The organism is Promicromonospora kroppenstedtii, from assembly GCF_044389675.1.
In the GTDB taxonomy this organism is placed as follows: Bacteria; Actinomycetota; Actinomycetes; order Actinomycetales; family Cellulomonadaceae; genus Promicromonospora; species Promicromonospora kroppenstedtii.
Genome location: NZ_JBIRYI010000011.1, coordinates 80,753 through 95,007 on the forward strand (window position 1 = coordinate 80,753; position 14,255 = coordinate 95,007).

Genomic DNA, 14,255 nt, shown 5'->3' on the forward strand with positions numbered 1-14,255 from the left:
ATACCGATCGGTTAGGGCGACTCGCTCACGACCAGCAGCGCCGTGAACGGAACCAGCCGGGTTCCGCGGCCGTCGAGCAGGTCGATGTCCAGATGGTCCCGGCCCACTCGCGCGACCCGTCCGCCGTACGCCCCGCGGAGCGTGCGCACGACGACGCGGGCCCGGTCCCGCTGCAGGCTCCGCAGCACCGGACCCAGGCCGAGGGCGTCCCGACGCGAGGTGGCCGACGCCGCCTGCCGGGCCAGGCCGTGGGCGGCCGCGACGGCGGCCAGCGGTACCAGGTGCTGGCTCAGCGGCTCCGGCCGCACCCCACGCAGCAGCAGCCACTCGTCCGCCGCCTCCACGACGACGCCGCGCAACGGGGCGCCGTCGAGCAGCTCCAGCGTGACCACCCCGCCGACGACGGCGCGGAACCGGTCGGCGAGCGTCATCGTCGCGTGCTCGGCCCGCGTCAGCTCGGACACGAGCGCGTCGGCCTCGGCCGCCGACTGCGCGCGGGCCTGCGCCTCCAGGTCATCGAAGAGCGCCTCCCAGCGGGTGGGACCGACCGGCTGCGCTGATGTCATGAGGACACCTTGCGCTATCCACAGGCATCCTGCTCTCCGGTGGACACGCCCCCGGCATGGATGTTGAATAACCATCGCCGGACGACATCAACTGATATCAAAATCGGCACACTGGGTCATCACCGCCGAAGTTCGACCACCGCAGGGGGAACCATGACGACGTACGCCCGCGACCACATGTCGGCTGCTGGCAGGCGCACGCCTCGTGCGTCCGACAGGACGCCAGGAGCGCCGCCGAACAGGGCCAGCTGCACCAGGCCGCAAGAGGTCGTGGGCACGAGGCGCGGGCTCCTCGGGCTGCTGGGGCTGGGCCTCGCGCTCGTCGCGGCAGCCGGCCTGCTCGGTGTGCGCACATGGCAGGTCGGCGCGGGCCTCGGTTCGGCGTACTTCCCGGTCGAGGACATCGTCGAGCTCGCCGCGGTCGCTGTCGGTACGGTGGTGGCGGGCTGGACGGGCGGGCACGCGCTCCTCGCCCTGGCCTGTGTGCTCGCGGACCGCCGGGGCAGACGCTGGACGGCGGCCGAGCGCGCGGTGGCCCGGCATGCGCCTGCGGTGGTGCGGCGGCTGGCCCGTGCGGCGGCCGGGGCGGGGCTCGGCCTCGCGCTCACGACCCCGGCGGCGCTGGCCCTACCCCACGCGGGCCCCCAGACCGGCGAGGCCCGTGCCGCCGACGCCGGGCCGGCCGTGGTGCTCGACCTCGGCTGGCGGCCGACGGACGGGCTGCAGGCCCACGGCCCGGAGCAGTCGTCGCTGGTCAACCGCGGCACGCGGCCGGGTACGGGACCGGAAGCACTCGTGGTGGTGGAGGCCGGCGACACGCTGTGGTCGATCGCCGCGGACGGGCTCGCCCGTGCCGCCGACGGCACCCGCAGCACCCGCCGCGCCGCAGCACCGTCCGACACCGAGACCGCACAGGCCGTCGTGCGGTGGCACGACACCAATCGCGACGTGGTGGGCGCCGACCCGGACCTGATCCGGCCGGGCATGGTGCTGCACCAGCCCTGACGGCACTGCTCCCACGACCCGCTGCGCGGCGGAGCACCGGTGAGCACGACCGCACCCGCGTCCCCAGCAAGCCCGCTCCCAGGAGGCCCCGTATGACCACGCTCGACACCTCGCCAGGCGCCGGAACAGGCGCCGGAGCCCGGAGCCGTCCCGCCGCGCCGTCGAAGCCCGCGGCGGCAGCGTCCGCTCCAGCAGCCGCACAGAAGCGCGCGTCGACCGCCACGCCGGCCCAGGACCCGGCCCGGTCGCGCCTGCCGGTCCGACGCACCACGGTGCCGCCGTCCGGGCCGGTCACCGGGCCGGGGATCGGCCGGCGGCTGCGGCGCATGCGGATCGGTGGCACACCGTACCCCGAGCTGCAGAACGCGACGGCGGCCCTCGAGGCACTGTCGGGCCGCCCGGCGCCGGAGCCCGACCCGGACCTGCCGGACCCCACCGCGCAGGTCTGCCGTGTGGTGCGTGCGGCGGTCGAGGTGCTGCGTGGGGAGCGGCCGGCGGCCCAGCTCGCGCGCTGGGTGACGCCGCAGGTCTACGACCAGCTTCTGGAGCGAGGGCGGCTCATGCGGGAGGCCCGGCAGGTGCGCCCGCCTCGGCCCAGGGCGCACCCGGCCGCGGTGCGGCGTGTGCGGATGGTCCGGCTGGGCGCCACGTCGGCCGAGGCCACGGTGATCCTGCACGACGAGGGGCGGGTACGCGCCGCGGCCGTGCGGCTGGAGGCCCGGCGCGGGGTGTGGCGCGTCGCGGTCCTGGAGATCGGCTGAGCCGGGGCCCTACACCCACTCCACGACGAGGTCGGCCGCGTCACGGGTCGCGGCTATGAGGTCCGCGTTGCGCTGGTCGCTGCCGCGCGCCCAGGCCTCGGCGTCGGAGAGCGGCTTGCCGAAGGCGTGGTGGCGCGCGACGAGGCGCCGCAGGCGCTCGGCGTCGGGCAGCTCGATGTACCAGACCTGGGCCATCCGCGAACGGGCCGCAGGCCAGGCGCCTGTGGTGGCCAGCAGGTAGTTGCCCTCGGTGATCACCAGGGGCTCGTCGGTGACGGCGGTACCGGCCGCGATCGGTTCTTCGATCGCGCGCCGGAACTCCGGCGCGTAGACGGGCGGGCTGCCGGGTCTCCGGCCGGCGATGCGGTCGATCAGGGCGGCGTACCCGGCGTCGTCGAACGTGTCGATCGCGCCCTTGCGGTCGCGGCTGCCGTGGGCCTTCAGCACCTGGTCGGACAGGTGAAAGCCGTCCATCCCGACGACCACGGCCGCACCGGGTGCCAGGCCGTCGGCAAGGGCGGCGGCGAGCGTCGACTTGCCGGCGCCGGGCGGTCCGGTGATCCCGAGCACGGCCGCGGCACCCGCGCCGCGGGCCTCGGCGGCGATGTCGGCGGCGCGCTCGACGAGCTCGGCCGTCGTCAGGCGCACGGCACGTACTCCAGCCAGGACCGCGGGCCGATGTGCTGCACCCGGATGGAGGCGACCCGCACGCCCTCCTCGACGGCGGCCTCCAGCCCGGCACCCTGGGCGAGGGCGACGGACAGGGCACCGTGGAACGCGTCGCCCGCGCCGAGGGTGTCACGGACGACGACCTCGGGCACGTCGGTGGAACCCTGCCGCCCGTCCTTGTCGCACCAGGTCACCGGGTCAGGCCCGTGCGTGGTGACAACGGCACGCGACTGGGCGGCGTCCTCGGGCGCGCGGAAGTCGGCCGACCGGGCAGCGACGTCCGCGGAGCCGAGCAGGTCGGCGAAGACCGGGCGCCAGCGCCCGGCGTCCAGCACGACCAGGGGGCGGGGCTCGAGGGCCAGTGCGTAGGCGAGCACGCTGCGCGCGAGGTCGGGGTGGTGCCCGTCGAGCAGCACCACGTCGGGCCGCGGCAGGGTGTCGAGCTCGGCGGCCGTGACGTCCAGGCCGTTCGTGAGCGTGGCGTCCGGTGAGACGACCGACCGGTCGCCGGTCTCGTCGTCGACCATCACGGCCGAGACGGCGACGGGGATCTCGCGCCCCTGTGCGGTGTCGTGGATCTCGACCCCGTGGTGCTCCAGGTCGCCCCGGGCCGCCGAGCCGACGGGCCCGGTCCCCATCGCGCTGATCAGGAGCGCGCGCGCCCCGAGCGTCGCGGCGATGACGGCCGCGTTGGCCGCGGGGCCGCCCGCGGAGACGTCCTGGCGGACGGCCGTGACCTTCTCGTTCCGGCCCGGGCGGACGGCGCTGCGGTGGATCACATCGAGCGTCGTCAGACCCGCGAACCAGCAGGTCACGGGCGGTTTTGGAGGAGCTTCGGCGGGGGTGTCGCGCATGGGCAGAGGCTACCTTTGAAACTGGGTGTCAGAGACCGAGCGTAGTGTCCGAGCATGACGACGACGGAGCCGACCATACCGCCCGGACCAGCGACGACCGTGTGGCGCGACCTTCTCCTGGACCAGCTGAGCTTCTACTGGGACTTCCACCTCTGGCCCCGGCTGGAGGGCCTCACGGACGCCGAGTACCTGTGGGAGCCCGCCTCGCCGGCGTGGAGCGTGCGCCCCGGGCCGGACGGGGAGCCCCGGCTCGAGCAGGAGGTGCCCGAGCCGGAGGTCCCACCGGTGACGACCATCGCGTGGCGCATGGTGCACGTGGGCCGGGACGTCTTCGGGCGACGCGCCCGCGCCCTGTTCGGCCCGACCGCCGCGCCGCCCGACGCCGACATGTTCGACCCACGGCACTGGCCCGAGGCCCCGATCACGGCCGACGCCGGCCTGGCCATGCTCGAGGAGGGCTACCGGTCCTGGCAGGCCGGCATCGCGGCGCTGGACGACGAGTCGCTCCAGCAGCCCATCGGCCCCAAGGGCGTCGGGTACGCCGACTTCCCGATGGCGGCGCTGGTCACCCACCTCAGCCGCGAGGCCATGGCGCACGGGGGCGAGATCTGCCTCCTGCGCGACCTCTACCGGGCTCAGCTCGCACCCTCCGGGCCGACGCCGGCCGGGTAGGCCCGCGCCGCGAAGACCCGCAGGGTCTCGCGCACGAACCGGGCACCCTCGGTGCCGCCGTAGTTCGCGGCGAACCGGTCGTCCGCGACGTACATGTCGGCCAGCCCCAGCAGGTACCCGCGGTCGGGCAGTCGCTGCCCGGCGCCGGGCGTGCCCGGCACCCCGGCGAGCCAGTCGGCGTGCCGTGCGGCGAGCGCCTGCGCCTCGTCCGAGGCCGGGTCGGTGCCGGCCAGCGCGGCATCGGCCCAGTCCCGGCTCAGCGCCTCGACGCGGCCCTTCCACTCCCGCTGCTCCTGTTCGCTGAGGCCGCGCCACCAGGTGTCGCTCCGCCGGTAGGCGTCGCTCCCCCAGCGCTCGGTGACCTCCTGCTCGTACCGGGTGTGGTCGAAGCCGTCGAGCATGTCCTTGGCCATGATGTGTCCCTCCGTGGTGTCGGGGTCCTTCTCGAGCGCCGCGACGGTCCGTTCGACCGACGCGATCTGCCGGGCGATCCGGCCTTGCTCCTCCCGGAGCGACACGAGGTGCGTGCGCAGGGCCTGCGCCTCGTCCCGCTGGGTGTCGAGCACCTCGGCGATGTCGCCGAGGCCGAGCCCGAGATCACGCAGCAGCAGGATCCGTTGCAACCGCACCAAAGCGGTGCGGTCGTAGCGGCGCGGCCCGCCGTCCGTCGTGCGGACGGCGGGCAGCAGCCCGACGGCGTCGTAGTGCCGCAGCGTCCGGCTGGTGACGCCGGTCAGCCGCGCGATCTCCTGGATGGACCATTGCATGTTCCTCACCGTAGAGGTTGACGTCGCGTCAACTTCAAGCCCTCATCTCGATCCGCCAAGAATCTTCATCTGTGGATAACCAGCATCGAACAGCCCCCGGTGCCAACACTGGTGCTCATGACAGCACTGAGCGAGTTCACTCCCGACCATCCCCTGGCGGACGACGATGCCCTCCTCGCGTTCGCCCGGTTCGTGCACGGCGACATCCGGCCGCGCCGCCGCACCCTCTGGTTCGTGCTGCTGGACGGCGAGCGCCGACCGCTGCCGGTCATCGTCCCCGTGGACCTGGTGCCGGACGAGCCCGAGGTGCTCGCGGTGAACGACCTGGGCCAGGTGTGGCACGACATCCTCCAGGGCGAACCGGGCGCGTCGGTGTTCGTGATGCTGGAACGGCCCGGCACCGCCGCGGCCTCGATCACCGACCACGCCTGGTTCGTGGCCCTGCGGGACACCGCGGCCAGGCACGGCCTCACGCTCGCCGCGTTTTTCCTGGCAACGGCTGACGACGTCGCCAGGCTGGACCAGCCTTGAGCTCCGCGCCCGCCGGGTCAGTCCCGCAGGAGCGCCCACTCGTCATCGGTGAACAGCCGCGACCGGATGAGGAACCGCACCCCCTCGGGCGCCTCGACGCTGAAGCCGGCGCCACGGCCCGGCACCACGTCGATCGTCAGGTGGGTGTGCTTCCAGTACTCGAACTGGCTGCGGCTCATCCAGACCGGAACCGTGAACGAGTCGATCGCGAGGTCACCGAGATGCACGTCGGCGTCCCCGGTGATGAAGTCGCCGTCCGGGTAGCACATGGGCGACGAGCCGTCGCAGCAGCCGCCGGACTGGTGGAACATCAGGTCGCCGTGCTTGTCCCGCAGCCGCACCAGCAGCGCGGCGGCGTCGTCGGTCACGGCCACCCGTGCGGGCGGCGAGCCGGCCGCCTGGCCCGGGCGAACGTCGTCGGACATGGAACCTCCCTGAGCTCGGAGCTGGATCCGGACCGCCGGGCGGGAGGCGAGGGACGTACCGGCCCCCGGCCTCCCGCTCGGCGTGCGCCGCCGGCCTAGAAGAAGCCCAGCTTGTTCGGCGAGTAGCTGACCAGCAGGTTCTTGGTCTGCTGGTAGTGGTCGAGCATCATCCTGTGGTTCTCGCGACCCACGCCCGAGCCCTTGTAGCCGCCGAACGCCGCCGCGGCCGGGTACGCGTGGTAGTTGTTCGTCCACACCCGGCCCGCCTCGATCGCGCGCCCCGCCCGGTAGGCGTCGGAGCCCGACCTGCTCCATACGCCCGCGCCCAGGCCGTACAGCGTGTCGTTGGCGATCTTGATGGCGTCGTCGAAGTCCGCGAACTCCGTCACCGCCACGACCGGCCCGAAGATCTCCTCCTGGAAGATCCGCATCTCGTTCTTGCCCTCGAAGATCGTGGGTGTCACGTAGTAGCCGCCCGCGAGGTCACCCTCCAGCTCCGCCCGGTGCCCGCCCGTGAGCACCTTGGCACCCTCGGCCCGGCCGATGTCGAAGTAGCTGAGGATCTTCTCGAGCTGGTCGTTGCTGGCCTGCGCGCCGATCATCGTGTCGGTGTCCAGCGGGTTGCCCTGCTTGATCGCCTCGGTGCGTGCCACGGCGTCGGCCAGGAAGTCGCGGTAGATGTCGCTCTGGATGAGCGCGCGCGACGGGCACGTGCACACCTCACCCTGGTTGAGGGCGAACATCGTGAAGCCCTCCAGGGCCTTGTCGTAGAAGTCGTCGTGCGCCGCGGCGACGTCGCTGAAGAACAGGTTCGGCGACTTGCCGCCCAGCTCCAGCGTCACCGGGATGATGTTCTGCGACGCGTACTGCATGATCAGGCGCCCCGTCGTGGTCTCGCCCGTGAACGCGATCTTGCGGATCCGCGACGAGCTCGCCAGCGGCTTACCCGCCTCCGCGCCGAAGCCGTTGACCACGTTCACCACGCCCGGCGGCAGCAGGTCCGCGATGAGCTCCATCAGGAACAGGATCGACGTCGGCGTCTGCTCGGCCGGCTTGAGCACCACGGCGTTGCCCGCCGCGAGCGCCGGCGCCAGCTTCCACACCGCCATCAGGATCGGGAAGTTCCACGGGATGATCTGCCCCACAACGCCCAGCGGCTCGTGGAAGTGGTACGCGATCGTGTCGCCGTCGATCTCGCTGATCGAGCCCTCCTGGGCCCGGATCGCGCCCGCGAAGTAGCGGAAGTGGTCGATGGCCAGCGGCATGTCCGCGTTCAGGGTCTCGCGGACCGGCTTGCCGTTCTCCCAGGTCTCGACGACCGCGAGCTCCTCGAGGTGCTCCTCCATGCGGTCGGCGATCTTGTTCAGGATGATCGCGCGCTCGGTGACCGAGGTGCGCCCCCAGGCCGGCGCGGCGCCGTGCGCGGCGTCGAGGGCCCGGTCGATGTCGTCGGCGTCGCCGCGTGCGACCTCGGTGAACGTCCGTCCGGTCACGGGGCTGGGGTTCTCGAAGTACTGCCCGTTGGCCGGGGGTACGTACTCGCCCCCGATCCAGTGGTCGTACCGGGGCCGGAAGCTCGCGATGGCACCTTCGGTACCTGGGGCTGCGTACACGGTCATGGTCTGCCTCCTCGCAGGGTCTCGCGCCCACCCCCGGGATGCCCGACGGCGGAGCCACGCCCCGGGCGCACCGGTGCACCCGAGTGCGGTGAGGTTAGGCAGCGGGGCGTTGCATCGGGGTTGCAACCCGACCGTGACCTCACGACGGCAAGCACGACGCGGGTCGGCACATATGGACAGATGAGGACAGATCGCCGGACCGACGCCGCGCGACGAGCCGAACCCGAGGAGAGGCCATGCACCCTGTCACCCGCCGCACGTCCCCCGCGCTCCCCCTGACCGTTCCCCTGGCCGCCGCCCTGACCGTGGTGCTGGCGCTCGCGGGCTGCACCGCGGGGAGCGACGAGTCGGGGACCGCCGCGCAGACGGCGAACCTGCCGGCCCCCGACATGGCACCCGCCCCGGAACTCCTGAACGGCGAGGCACCAGGCGCCGAGCGGCTCGTGCCGCCCGGACCAGGCGGGGAGCCGTCCGCCCCAGGGGACGGTGAGGAGTACGACGACTCCCCCGAGTCACCGTTCCTCGACGTCGCCACGAGCCCGCTGTCCACGTTCTCGGCCGACGTCGACACGGCGTCGTACTCGAACCTGCGCCGTCAGGTGAACCAGGGCGAGGCGCCGCAGGGCGTGCGCATCGAGGAGCTGGTCAACTACTTCGACTACGGGTACCCGGCGCCCGGCGCCGGTGCCGAGCACCCGTTCTCGGTGACGACGCAGGTCGCGGCCGCCCCGTGGAACCCGGAGCACCAGCTCGCGATGGTCGGCGTGCAGGCCACGGAAGCCCTTCCGGCGTCGGAGGGCAACAACATCGTGTTCCTGCTGGACGTGTCCGGGTCGATGGACGAGCCGAACAAGCTGCCACTGCTCGCGGAGTCGTTCGCGCTGCTGGTGGAGCAGCTCGACGGGGACGACAGGGTCTCCATCGTGACGTACGCGGGCGACAACCGCGTGGTCGCCGACTCCGTGCCGGGCTCGGAGCACGGCGTGCTGGTGGACCACCTGCGCTCGCTGCGGGCCGGCGGGTCCACGGGCGGCGCGGCCGGCCTGACCACGGCGTACGAGCTGGCCGAGAAGAACTTCGTGCGTGGCGGGAACAACCGGGTGATCCTGGCGACCGACGGCGACTTCAACGTGGGCCCGTCCACGCCCGAGGAGCTGACGGACCTGATCGAGGCGGAGCGGGACTCCGGGGTGTACGTGTCCGTGCTGGGCTTCGGCATGTACAACCTGAAGGACAGCACGATGGAGGCCATCGCCGACCACGGGAACGGCAACTACGCGTACATCGACACCCTGGCCGAGGCTCGCAAGGTGCTCGTGGACGAGTTCGGCTCGACGATGTTCGTGGTGGCCCAGGACCTGAAGCTGCAGGTCGAGCTGAACCCCGCCACGGTGAGCTCGTACCGGCTGATCGGGTACGACAACCGGCGGCTGGCGGACGAGGACTTCGACGACGACACCAAGGACGCGGGCGACGTCGGCGCAGGGCACTCGGTGACGGCGTTCTACGAGCTGGTCCCCGCCGGCACCGCGGCGGGCTCGGGCGGCGACGTCGGCGGCGACCTCATGAGCGTGCACGTGCGCTACAAGACGCCGGACGGCGGGGTGACCGGCGCGAGCACCGAGGTCGACTTCCCGGTCGGCGCCGATGCGTTCACGCGCACCCCGACGGCGGACTTCGCCTTCGCCTCCGCCGTCGCGGAGCTCGGGCTGATCGCCACGGGATCGGAGTACCGGGGCCAGGCCAACCTCGACGCCGTCCGGCAGCGGGCTGCGGGCGCGCTGGGCGCCGACCCGTACGGCCTGCGGGCCGAGTTCGTCGACCTCGTCGAGGCCTACTCGGCCTTGGGGTGAACTCGATGCGGGCGAATACACGCGCGGCGCCCATTCGGCGCGGCATATCGAAAGTCATCCGGAATGCGCCGCAAGTAGTTTACCGACCATGGACCGAGCGGGAACTTTCATCCGGACGCGGTCAATGCATATGGGGATACCTGCCCCGGACGGGTCGGCGGTTATGCGGCCGATTGCCGTTCTCGGCGCGATTCGGCCCCCGAGTTCGTTCTCGAGGCGGACCGAGCGCTCCCGGCAACCAGCGGGTCGCGGTGCTGAAGGAAGGAGTGCTGTCAGGAGGCGTCGCGCGCGGTGAGGATCGTACGGTTGCCGACGGGGTCGCGGGAGTCCAGGGAGCGCTGGGCGCCCTGCGACTGCTGGACCATGTCGACGGCGACCCGCAGGTCCTCCGCCGCCCAGTCGAGCGAGCTCTCCATGTGGGTGGCCTGCGCGAGCAGCGTGCGGGCCTGCGTCACCGACGTCGGCGGGGCGTCGGTCAGGCGCTGGGCCACCGCCTGGCGCGCGTCGGCGAGCGCCTCGGCGAGCACGTCGCGCGTGGCCGGGTCCGCGACCTGGCCCTCCGAGTGCTCGTAGACCCGCTCGGCCGTCTCCATGACGGCGGCGAGGTCGTGCGACCGGGCCGAGGTGCTGGTGACCTGGGTGTCGATCTGGGCGGTCAGCGTGACGATCCGGCCGGTCTCCTCCGCGCGGGCCGACATGGCCCACAGCGTGACGGCGACGGCCACGACGGTGACGATCGCGGCGCCGAACGTCCAGCGCCAGCGGCCACGGGCGCCGGCCAGGTCGGGGCCGGCGCCAGCCTCGTACGGCGGTGTGGGCGTGTCGAGCGCCGGCAGCTTCGCCGGGTCGACGGGCAGTTGCTGGCGCGGACTGTCTCCGGCCTGTTCATCAGTCTCAGACATCTGCGATTCCGGTCTAGCTAAAGCGATGGTGTTCAACTCTTCCCCCAAAGAGAGTCTTCGTGAAAACTATCTGTCGGACGCGAAGCCCGTTTAACTACCGGTGCTAATGACGCTAAGACTACTTTTCCAGTCCCGCCTGTCGAGAGCGTGATGCCACTTCGATCTGTGGAAAACCGCTCTGAGACGGTGGACAACTTGGGGATCACGGTGGACAACCTGTTGATGAACTTGGTCCGATGCCTACACTGGCGTGGTTCGACGACGGCGTCGGGACAACGTCAGGGGCAGCATGCAGCAGGTGCCACACCGCGACGCGCGCTGGGTCCGCGCCGCCTATGAGAGCTTCGTCGGTTCTGCCGGCTCCCAGGAGCCCGACGGGATCGACCCGGTCGTGGCGGCGTCGTGGTTACGGAGCCTGCGCAACGGTGTGGATCCCGACCGGCCGAGCGCGGTCCCGGTGGCGGCGACGGACGACCTCGACGACTACCGCAGCTCCCACCCGCTGGCCGTCGCCATGCCCCTGGTACGCGACCTCGTCGGCGGCGCGACCGGCGACGGCCTGGTGGTCGCGGTCTCGGACGACGTCGGCCGGCTCCTGTGGGTCGAGGGGCGCGGCCAGGTGCGCTCCGCCGTCGACGGCGTCGGGTTCGTCGAGGGCGCCGTCTGGCGCGAGGAGTCGGTGGGCACGAACGCGCCCGGTACCGCTCTCGCGACCCGCCGTCCCGTCCAGGTGCTCGGGGCCGAGCACTTCGCGCGGCCGGTCCAGCGGCTGAGCTGCACCGCGGCCCCGGTGCACGACGCGGCCGGCGGCATCATCGGCGTGCTCGACCTGACCGGCGGCAACGCCGCCGGATCCCATGTGGCCCTCGCGCTCGTGCGCGCCACGGTCGCCATGGTCGAGCGCGAGCTCGCCCTCCGTGCCACGGGCGATCGGGCGGCCGGAGGCGCGCCCTGGGCAGACCGCCCCGCCGACCCGGACCTGGGTGGCGGGATCCCGGGCGGTGCCGCCGAGCGCGCGCCCGACCTGCGCCTGCTCGGGGCACCCACGCTGCGTGGCCGCCGGCTCTCGCTGCGGCACGCCGAGATCATGCTGCTCCTGGCCGAGCACCCGCGCGGGCTGAGCGCCGAGGAGCTGGCCGTGCTGCTGCACCCAGGCGACCTGTCCCTGGTGACGGTCCGCGCGGAGATCTCCCGCCTGCGTCGCGTGGCCGACGGCGTGCTCGGCGGCCCGCTGCTCGCCGGCTCGCGCCCCTACCGGCTCGCCCGCCCGGTGCGGTCCGACGTCGACACGGTGCGCGCCCGGCTGCGGCGGGGCGACGTCCGTGGCGCGCTGTCGGCGTACCCGGAGCCGCTGCTGCGGCGCTCGGCCGCGCCGGGCGTGGAGCGGCTGCGCGAGGAGCTGGAGGCGGAGGTCCGCGGGGCGGTGCACACCTGCGACGACGTGGCCGCCGTCGAGCAGTGGACCGCGCGCGACGAGGGCACCGACGACCACGTCGCCTGGACGCGCCTCGCGCGGCTGGCCGAACCGGGTGGGCCGCAGGCCGCGCGGGCGCGGGCGCACCTGGGGGTGCTGGAGCGAAGGCTCGCCTGAGCCGGCTCGCCGGGATCATCCACGGCCCGCACCGCGTTACTGGACTCGACAGTGCACGCCCATCGAGGAGGAACCATGCCCGCTCCCATCGACCCGTCGGACAAGATCGCGCAGTACGCCCACCCCGAACGGCTCGTGAGCACGGCGTGGCTGGCCGAGCACCTCAAGGACCCGGGCATCGTCGTCGTCGAGTCGGACGAGGACGTGCTGCTGTACGAGACCGGGCACATCCCCGGCGCGGTGAAGGTCGACTGGCACACCGAGCTGCAGCACCCGCAGGTCCGCGACTACCTGGACGGCGCCGCGTTCGCCGCCCTGATGAGCAGCAAGGGGATCACGCGCGACACCACCGTGGTGCTGTACGGCGACAAGAACAACTGGTGGGCCGCGTACACCGCGTGGGTGTTCACGCTGTTCGGCCACCAGGACGTACGGCTGCTCGACGGCGGCCGCGGGCTGTGGAGCGCCGAGGGCCGCGAGCTCACCACCGACGTCCCGGCGCCGGCCCCGGTCGAGTACCCCACGGTCGAGCGGGACGACACGACGGTCCGCGCCTTCCGCGAGGACGTGCTGGCGCACCTGGGCAACGGCCCGCTCGTCGACATCCGCTCCCCGCAGGAGTACACGGGCGAGCGCATCGCCATCCCGGACTACCCGGAGGAGGGCGTGCTGCGCGGCGGCCACATCCCCACGGCCCGCAACGTCCCGTGGGCCACGGCCGTGGCCGAGGACGGCACCTACAAGTCCCGTGCGGAGCTCGAGGCGATCTACACCGCGGGCCTGGGCCTCGACCCGGCCGACGCCGTGATCACCTACTGCCGCATCGGTGAGCGCTCCAGCCACACCTGGTTCGCGCTGACGTACTTGCTCGGGTACACCAACGTGCGCAACTACGACGGCTCCTGGACCGAGTGGGGCAACGCGGTGCGCGTCCCGGTCGCCACCGGCGCGGAGCCGGGCACGGTCTGAGCCGCTGAACGTGTCAGACGTACAGGTCACCCTGGTGATCCGTACGTCTGACACGTGCGGGAGGGGCGGACAGGTCAGTCGCGGCCGAACGCCTTGCGCAGCTCGTCCTTCGCGCGCTCCAGCACGTCACGCTGGCCGGCGTCGAGGTCCTTGCCCGCGCGGTTGACGTAGAAGGTCAGCATCGACATCGCCGACCGGTACGGGGAGCTCTTGCGCCGGTCGCTCGCCTCGGCCGAGCTCTTGAGGGACCGGGCGATGCGCGCCGGGTCGTCCCAGGTGAACACGCCCTCCTCCAGGTCAAGGGCGTCGCTGCCCTCGGTGACGCCCTGCGACCAGCGTTCCGGGTTGCCGCCGGCTCCCTCGTCGGAACCCTTCTTCTCGGCCATACGGCCACGTTACGACGCCGTCGGGCCACTCGCCCGGGCCGCGCCCAGCGGCTCGCCCACATGTCTGACACGGGTGAGGGCGGACGGTGAAAGGATGAACGGATGAGCACCAACGACCTCGAACTGCCCGAGGCCCTCTCCGAACTGCGGGACGCCTTCCTGGAGACGCCCGAGCGCGACCGCCTCCAGCTCCTGCTGGAGGTCTCGCGCGAGCTGCCCCCGCTGCCCGAGAAGTACGCGGACGCGCCCGAACGGCTGGAGCGGGTCCAGGAGTGCCAGTCCCCCGTCTACGCGTTCGCCGAGGTGGACGACGCCGGCGTGGTCACCTTCCACGCCAGCGCACCGGAGGAGGCGCCCACCACGCGCGGCTTCGCCTCGATCCTGGCGCAGGGCCTCACCGGGCTGACGGCGCAGCAGGTGCTGGACGTGCCCGAGGACTACCCGCTGCAGCTCGGCCTGACCAAGGTCGTCAGCCTGCTGCGCCTGAACGGCATGGCGGGCATGCTGACCCGCGCCAAGCGCCAGGTCCGCGAGCAGCTCGCGGCCGCGGAGGTCTGACGGGCGCGCCGCCGGCCGCGGCGTCGGCAGTTCGCACACGTGGCCGCAGCGGCGTGGGGGGGGGGGGGGGGGGGTGGGGGGGGGGACCGGGGGAGAACAATAAAAAAAAATACGACTGACACGAACG

16 protein-coding genes are annotated in these 14,255 nt (G+C 72.7%); 8 read left to right on the forward strand and 8 right to left on the reverse strand.

The genetic code is table 11. The annotated features are described in order from the left end of the window. Positions 1 to 11 precede the first annotated feature (11 nt). A complete protein-coding gene (locus ACH47X_RS18175; RefSeq protein ID WP_397405926.1) occupies positions 12 to 566 on the reverse strand; it encodes a hypothetical protein in 555 nt (184 codons plus the stop codon). A 270-nt stretch (positions 567 to 836) separates the two neighbouring features. Here ACH47X_RS18175 and ACH47X_RS18180 point away from each other — a divergent pair, with 270 nt between their 5' ends. Together ACH47X_RS18180 and ACH47X_RS18185 are read left to right on the forward strand one after the other, a co-directional pair. Continuing rightward, positions 837 to 1,571, forward strand: coding sequence for a hypothetical protein (locus ACH47X_RS18180; protein ID WP_397405927.1), 735 nt, complete (start codon positions 837 to 839; stop codon positions 1,569 to 1,571). A gap of 92 nt (positions 1,572 to 1,663) precedes the next feature. Beyond that, entirely contained in the window at positions 1,664 to 2,332 is a 669-nt protein-coding gene (locus tag ACH47X_RS18185; RefSeq protein WP_397405928.1) for an Rv3235 family protein, read from the forward strand. 9 nt (positions 2,333 to 2,341) lie between these two features. On the opposite strand, the gene ACH47X_RS18190 is transcribed toward ACH47X_RS18185, so the two are convergent. Next, positions 2,342 to 2,980: a nucleoside/nucleotide kinase family protein gene (locus ACH47X_RS18190; protein ID WP_397405929.1), complete on the reverse strand. Its 639-nt coding sequence runs from the start codon at positions 2,978 to 2,980 to the stop codon at positions 2,342 to 2,344. Then, positions 2,971 to 3,855: a PfkB family carbohydrate kinase gene (locus ACH47X_RS18195; RefSeq protein ID WP_397405930.1), complete on the reverse strand. Its 885-nt coding sequence runs from the start codon at positions 3,853 to 3,855 to the stop codon at positions 2,971 to 2,973. Before ACH47X_RS18195 ends, ACH47X_RS18190 begins: the two co-directional genes overlap by 10 nt. Before the next feature lie 54 nt (positions 3,856 to 3,909). On the opposite strand from ACH47X_RS18195, the gene ACH47X_RS18200 reads away from it, so the two are divergent. Then, complete coding sequence (locus tag ACH47X_RS18200; protein ID WP_397405931.1) at positions 3,910 to 4,527, forward strand: DinB family protein; 618 nt, start codon at positions 3,910 to 3,912, stop codon at positions 4,525 to 4,527. On the opposite strand, the gene ACH47X_RS18205 is transcribed toward ACH47X_RS18200, so the two are convergent. Beyond that, positions 4,491 to 5,294, reverse strand: a complete 804-nt coding sequence (locus ACH47X_RS18205; RefSeq protein ID WP_397405932.1) for a MerR family transcriptional regulator — start codon at positions 5,292 to 5,294, stop codon at positions 4,491 to 4,493. The two genes, ACH47X_RS18200 and ACH47X_RS18205, sit on opposite strands and share 37 nt — an antisense overlap. Before the next feature lie 117 nt (positions 5,295 to 5,411). Between ACH47X_RS18205 and ACH47X_RS18210 the strand changes: the two genes are divergently transcribed. Then, entirely contained in the window at positions 5,412 to 5,825 is a 414-nt protein-coding gene (locus tag ACH47X_RS18210) for a hypothetical protein (RefSeq protein ID WP_397405933.1), read from the forward strand. A gap of 17 nt (positions 5,826 to 5,842) precedes the next feature. Here the strand turns inward: ACH47X_RS18210 and ACH47X_RS18215 are convergent, their stop codons facing one another. Both ACH47X_RS18215 and exaC read right to left on the reverse strand, forming a co-directional pair. Then, entirely contained in the window at positions 5,843 to 6,250 is a 408-nt protein-coding gene (locus tag ACH47X_RS18215) for a DUF779 domain-containing protein (RefSeq protein WP_397405934.1), read from the reverse strand. A 95-nt stretch (positions 6,251 to 6,345) separates the two neighbouring features. Then, positions 6,346 to 7,869, reverse strand: coding sequence for an acetaldehyde dehydrogenase ExaC (gene exaC / locus ACH47X_RS18220; RefSeq protein ID WP_397405935.1), 1,524 nt, complete (start codon positions 7,867 to 7,869; stop codon positions 6,346 to 6,348). 236 nt (positions 7,870 to 8,105) lie between these two features. On the opposite strand from exaC, the gene ACH47X_RS18225 reads away from it, so the two are divergent. Continuing rightward, positions 8,106 to 9,722, forward strand: a complete 1,617-nt coding sequence (locus ACH47X_RS18225) for a vWA domain-containing protein (RefSeq protein ID WP_397405936.1) — start codon at positions 8,106 to 8,108, stop codon at positions 9,720 to 9,722. A gap of 272 nt (positions 9,723 to 9,994) precedes the next feature. Here ACH47X_RS18225 and ACH47X_RS18230 read toward each other — a convergent pair whose 3' ends face one another. Continuing rightward, entirely contained in the window at positions 9,995 to 10,624 is a 630-nt protein-coding gene (locus tag ACH47X_RS18230) for a hypothetical protein (protein ID WP_397405937.1), read from the reverse strand. A gap of 289 nt (positions 10,625 to 10,913) precedes the next feature. Between ACH47X_RS18230 and ACH47X_RS18235 the strand changes: the two genes are divergently transcribed. Both ACH47X_RS18235 and ACH47X_RS18240 read left to right on the forward strand, forming a co-directional pair. After that, positions 10,914 to 12,215 carry a transcriptional regulator gene (locus ACH47X_RS18235; RefSeq protein ID WP_397405938.1) on the forward strand — a complete coding sequence of 434 codons (1,302 nt, stop codon included), beginning with the start codon at positions 10,914 to 10,916 and terminating at the stop codon, positions 12,213 to 12,215. A 75-nt stretch (positions 12,216 to 12,290) separates the two neighbouring features. After that, the gene (locus ACH47X_RS18240) at positions 12,291 to 13,184 is read left to right on the forward strand and encodes a sulfurtransferase (RefSeq protein WP_397405939.1); all 894 of its coding nucleotides are present in this window, start codon (positions 12,291 to 12,293) and stop codon (positions 13,182 to 13,184) included. A 74-nt stretch (positions 13,185 to 13,258) separates the two neighbouring features. On the opposite strand, the gene ACH47X_RS18245 is transcribed toward ACH47X_RS18240, so the two are convergent. Beyond that, positions 13,259 to 13,570 carry a DUF3175 domain-containing protein gene (locus ACH47X_RS18245; RefSeq protein WP_397405940.1) on the reverse strand — a complete coding sequence of 104 codons (312 nt, stop codon included), beginning with the start codon at positions 13,568 to 13,570 and terminating at the stop codon, positions 13,259 to 13,261. 102 nt (positions 13,571 to 13,672) lie between these two features. Here ACH47X_RS18245 and ACH47X_RS18250 point away from each other — a divergent pair, with 102 nt between their 5' ends. Continuing rightward, positions 13,673 to 14,128, forward strand: coding sequence for a SufE family protein (locus ACH47X_RS18250; RefSeq protein ID WP_397405941.1), 456 nt, complete (start codon positions 13,673 to 13,675; stop codon positions 14,126 to 14,128). The last annotated feature ends 127 nt before the right edge of the window (positions 14,129 to 14,255 follow it).

Coding starts and splice junctions, on each gene's coding strand:
- ACH47X_RS18175 (WP_397405926.1), bottom strand. CDS start 566: ATGACATCAGCGCAGCCGGTCGGTCCCACCCGCTGGGAGGCGCTCTTC.
- ACH47X_RS18185 (WP_397405928.1), top strand. CDS start 1,664: ATGACCACGCTCGACACCTCGCCAGGCGCCGGAACAGGCGCCGGAGCC.
- ACH47X_RS18195 (WP_397405930.1), bottom strand. CDS start 3,855: ATGCGCGACACCCCCGCCGAAGCTCCTCCAAAACCGCCCGTGACCTGC.
- ACH47X_RS18200 (WP_397405931.1), top strand. CDS start 3,910: ATGACGACGACGGAGCCGACCATACCGCCCGGACCAGCGACGACCGTG.
- ACH47X_RS18205 (WP_397405932.1), bottom strand. CDS start 5,294: ATGCAATGGTCCATCCAGGAGATCGCGCGGCTGACCGGCGTCACCAGC.
- ACH47X_RS18210 (WP_397405933.1), top strand. CDS start 5,412: ATGACAGCACTGAGCGAGTTCACTCCCGACCATCCCCTGGCGGACGAC.
- ACH47X_RS18215 (WP_397405934.1), bottom strand. CDS start 6,250: ATGTCCGACGACGTTCGCCCGGGCCAGGCGGCCGGCTCGCCGCCCGCA.
- exaC (WP_397405935.1), bottom strand. CDS start 7,869: ATGACCGTGTACGCAGCCCCAGGTACCGAAGGTGCCATCGCGAGCTTC.
- ACH47X_RS18225 (WP_397405936.1), top strand. CDS start 8,106: ATGCACCCTGTCACCCGCCGCACGTCCCCCGCGCTCCCCCTGACCGTT.
- ACH47X_RS18230 (WP_397405937.1), bottom strand. CDS start 10,624: ATGTCTGAGACTGATGAACAGGCCGGAGACAGTCCGCGCCAGCAACTG.
- ACH47X_RS18235 (WP_397405938.1), top strand. CDS start 10,914: ATGCAGCAGGTGCCACACCGCGACGCGCGCTGGGTCCGCGCCGCCTAT.
- ACH47X_RS18240 (WP_397405939.1), top strand. CDS start 12,291: ATGCCCGCTCCCATCGACCCGTCGGACAAGATCGCGCAGTACGCCCAC.
- ACH47X_RS18245 (WP_397405940.1), bottom strand. CDS start 13,570: ATGGCCGAGAAGAAGGGTTCCGACGAGGGAGCCGGCGGCAACCCGGAA.
- ACH47X_RS18250 (WP_397405941.1), top strand. CDS start 13,673: ATGAGCACCAACGACCTCGAACTGCCCGAGGCCCTCTCCGAACTGCGG.